The organism is Actinosynnema sp. NPDC059797, assembly GCF_042732085.1.
GTDB lineage: Bacteria > Actinomycetota > Actinomycetes > Mycobacteriales > Pseudonocardiaceae > Actinosynnema.
In genome coordinates this window covers 1-3843 of the sequence record NZ_JBHWIE010000528.1, presented here as the reverse complement: position 1 = coordinate 3843, position 3843 = coordinate 1, and the positions used below count along the sequence as shown (strand labels likewise).

Here is a 3843-nt window from a genome sequence, read left to right as displayed (position 1 = left end):
GCCTGAGACGATGGCATCCGAGATCGAGACCAGGGCCATGCAGCGGGCGATCCTGCTGGCGGCGTTCGGCCTGGGCAGCACCAGCCCGAACCCACCGGTCGGCCGCGTGGTCCTCGACCGCGACGGGCACGTGGTCGGCGAGGGCTACCACCAGCGCAAAGGCGAAGCGCACGCCGAAGTCCACGCCCTGGCTGCGGCGGGCGGACACGCCCGAGGCAGCACCGCGGTGGTCACCCTGGAGCCGTGCAACCACCATGGCCGCACGCCGCCGTGCCGGCAGGCTTTGCTCGACGCCGGCATCGCCCGCACCGTCATCGCCCTGATCGACCCCACCTCCCGCGAGGAAGGCGGCGCGGCCCGGCTGCGCGCCGCCGGTGTCGACGTCGAGGTCGGGGTGCTCGCCGAGGCGGCACGACAGGTGATGCGCCCCTGGCTGCACGGGCTGTCCCACCGACGTCCTCACGTCACCTGGCTGTACGAGGTCGGCCCCCACGGGCACATCAGCTCACCCGACGAAGCCCTGGTGCGGCGACACCGGATCCGCGTCGACGCCGTGGTCGACGTGCACGGCCGGGTCAGCGAAGGACTCCCCGACGCTCACGGGCCGGCCGCCTTCTCCTTGTCCACAACGGCCATGGATCGGGAACCCGTGGAGGTGTTGAAGGCGCTTTACGCTGGAGGAGTCCGTTCGCTGCTGGCGGCGTGCCACCCCGACCTGGCACGGCGACTACTGGCCGCAGGGCTGGTCGACCAGGTGACGTTCTACGCGACTCCCGCCCCGCCCTCCGCACCGGGCACGCGCACGCTTGTACCGGCGGGATTCGGCATCGAGGCCATCGACGCGGCAGGCGAGTGGATCCAGGTCACCGCGACACCACAGCACTAACAGCGCCGGCCGACCATCCACCGCCGTGGTCAGGAGGTCGGTGCCCGGCGGGGCAGGCCGATCGACGCCAGCGCGCCGTCAACGTCGAAACCGAGTTCTTCGGCCAGGTCGAGGAACCGCTCCGCCCGCGCCTCGTCCACCGCGAGGCCCCCGTCACCGGTCAGGAGCATCACGCCGGCCGTGTAGGCAGCCTTGGCGTGACCGGCCTCCGCAGCCTTGGCGTACCACTCGAGCGCGGTCGCGGGGTCGCGGTCGACGCCACGCCCGGTCGCGTACATGCCGCCCAGGTTGGCCATGGCCCGGGCGCTGCCCAGCTCGGCCGCCCGGAACGTCCAGCGCAGCGACTCGCCCTGGTCGGCGGGCACGCCGCTGCCGCCGGCGTGCAGCACGCTCAGCTCGAACGCCGCGTCGGCGCTGCCGCGCTCCGCCGCCGCCACCTGGTAGCTCACCGCCTCGGCCGGGTCGGCCTGGCGGCCGTAGCCCTGGTGGGTCAGGTAGCCCGCCAGGACCAGCACCTCGGGGTCGTCGGGGTTGGTCGCGAGCAACTCGCCCAGCCTGCGTGCGGCGTCGGTCGCGTGCTCGGCGCTGCGGGCGAAGTAGGCGGCCCGGATCCAGCCCAGCGCGCCGGCCTTCGACCCCATCCGGTCCGCCTCGCGGTATGCCTCGACCGACGCGCGGAGGTCCGGTGCGGGGTAGGGCGCCCACGGGGCCGCGCCGTAGGCCAGGAGGCGACCCAGTTCCAGCCAGGCGTCCACGACGCCGGACGCGCCGGCGCGTTCGAGGCCGGCCACCAGCAGCGCGGGCGCGTCGCCGGGGAGCAGCCCGATGAGGTGCTCGCTGCGGACGAAGCCGTCCCGGAGTTCGACGGCCGCCGCGAAGAGGTCGGCGCCGGCGGCGTCCGGCGTGGACATCAGGCGGGACAGGGTGTCGTAGCTCGGTGCGCTCATGGCCCGAAGCCTTTCACCCGGCTCCCACCCGCGGCGGCGGTGGGGTGGTCGGGGCAGGACGCCGACCACCCCTCCTTCAGCGGACCGGCTCACGCACCGCGAGGTCCCAGAACTCGGCGTAACGGCCGCCGAGGCGCAGCAGCTCGTCGTGGCTCCCCTGCTCCACGACCCGGCCGCCGTCGAGGAAGGCGACGCGGTCGGCGCGGCGGGCGGTGCGCGGCCGGTGCGCCACCATCACCACCGTCCGGCCCGCCACCAGGCGCTCGACGCCCTCGTGGACGGCCGCCTCGTTCACCGGGTCCAGCGCGGAGGTCACCTCGTCCAGCAGCACGACGGGCGCGTCCTTCAGCAGCGCCCGCGCGATCGAGACCCGCTGGCGCTCGCCGCCCGACAGCAGCGCGCCGCCCTCGCCGACGTGCGTCGCCCACCCGTCGGGCAGCCGCTCGACCACCTCGTCCAGCCGCGCCGCGGCCGCCGCCGCCCGCACCTCGGCCTCGTCGGCGTCGGGGCGGCCGAGGCGCACGTTCTCCTCGATCGTGCCGTCGAAGAGGTAGACGTCCTGGAAGACGATGGCGAACCGCGCCATCAGCTCCCCGGTGTCGATCGCGCGCACGTCCACACCGCCCACGCGCACCGCGCCCGCGTCCACGTCGTGGAACCGCGCGAGGAGCTGGAGCAGCGTGCTCTTGCCCGCGCCCGACGGCCCGACCACGGCGAGCCGCTGTCCTTCCGGGACGGTCAGCGACACCCCGTCCACCACCGCGCGGTCGCCGTGCCGGAAGGTGGCGGAGTCGAACTCCAGGTCGTGGCGCGCGGGCCGGACCGGTCGGGCTGGTTCGGGGAGCGGCTCGGCGCGCAGCACCGCGTCGAGCCGCACCAGCTCGGCACGCGCGCCGCGGAGCCTGCCGCCGAGGTCGGCCAGCGACAGCAGCGGGTCGGCGCAGCGGGCGGCCAGCACGAGGACCGTCAGGACCTCCGCCGCGCCGACGTCCCCGCCGAGCGCCAGGTGCGCGCCCAGGGCCAGCAGCGCCGTGAACACCGCCTGCACCACGATCGTCAGGCCCACCACCCCGGGCAGCGCCGCCAGGACGGTGCGGCGCGACGCGCGGCCCACCTCCTCCAGCGCGTCGTCGAGCAGCCGGAAGCGCTCGGCGGTCCGGCCGCCCGCGCGCAGCACCGGCTGGGCCTGGAGGTACTCGACGACGCGCCCGGCGGCCTCGCGGTCGCGCCCGGCGCGCTCCGCGTCGGCGGCGGCCGTCGAGCGCCCCGTCCAGACCTGGACCGCCACCACGACCGGCACGGCGACCAGCGCGGCCAGCCCCAGCCGCCAGTCCGCGGCGAGCACCACGAGCACGATCACCAGGGGCGTCACGCAGGCGGAGATGAACGGCGACAGCAGGTGCGCCAGCACGCCCATCGCCTGGAGGACTCCGCGACCGGCCAGCACGGACACCTCACCGACCCGGTCCGCGCGGTACCAGCCAACCGGCAACCGGGCCAGGTGGTCGCCGAGCCGGTGGTACGTGCCGCGCAGCAGCACAGCCCCGACGCGGAACCCGGACAGGTCGCCGAGGTAGCGCAACGCGGCGCAGGCGGCGACCGCGGCCCCGAACGCGGCCAGCCAGGGCCAGGCGTCGCCGGGCGCGCTCCCGAACAGCGCCCGCAGCACCGGGACCAGCAACGCGCAGGACAGCCCCTCGGCCACGGCGGTCGTCGCCATGAGCGCCGCGGTGCGCCGCACCGGTCGGGCGTGTTCGTGCCCCAGCACGCGCAACAGCAGCCGGATCACCGGTCCTCACCTCCCCGGTCCCGGGCGTCGTCGGCCACGGCCGACCGGTGCGACCGCCAGAACGCGGCGAACTCCCCGTCCCGCGCCAGCAGCTCGGCGGGCGCGCCGCGTTCGACGACCACGCCGTCCTCCAGCACCACGACGGTGTCGGCGTCGGCGATCGTCTCCAGGCGGTGGGCGATGACCAGGGTCGTCCGGTCGCCCGCCGAGGACGTCAGGGC

General features: G+C 75.6%; 3 protein-coding genes and 1 pseudogene. 1 reads left to right on the top strand and 3 read right to left on the bottom strand.

What is annotated here, in order from left to right:
- Positions 1 to 886, top strand: an 886-nt coding sequence (gene ribD, locus ACFV4N_RS41060) for a bifunctional diaminohydroxyphosphoribosylaminopyrimidine deaminase/5-amino-6-(5-phosphoribosylamino)uracil reductase RibD (protein ID WP_499678098.1), incomplete at its 5' end; no start/stop codon positions are given.
- A 29-nt stretch (positions 887 to 915) separates the two neighbouring features.
- Here the strand turns inward: ribD and ACFV4N_RS41055 are convergent.
- The 3 genes and pseudogenes from ACFV4N_RS41055 to ACFV4N_RS41045 all read right to left on the bottom strand — a co-directional run.
- Positions 916 to 1833: a tetratricopeptide repeat protein gene (locus ACFV4N_RS41055; RefSeq protein WP_499678097.1), complete on the bottom strand. Its 918-nt coding sequence runs from the start codon at positions 1831 to 1833 to the stop codon at positions 916 to 918.
- 76 nt (positions 1834 to 1909) lie between these two features.
- Positions 1910 to 3622, bottom strand: a complete 1713-nt coding sequence (locus ACFV4N_RS41050; RefSeq protein ID WP_499678096.1) for an ABC transporter ATP-binding protein — start codon at positions 3620 to 3622, stop codon at positions 1910 to 1912.
- Positions 3619 to 3843 (bottom strand): annotated as a pseudogene (locus ACFV4N_RS41045) (ABC transporter ATP-binding protein); the annotation flags it as partial. The pseudogene ACFV4N_RS41045 and the gene ACFV4N_RS41050, both read right to left, overlap by 4 nt.

Excerpts from the sequence above, each read along its gene's own strand:
- ACFV4N_RS41055 (WP_499678097.1), bottom strand. The coding sequence starts at position 1,833 with ATGAGCGCACCGAGCTACGACACCCTGTCCCGCCTGATGTCCACGCCG.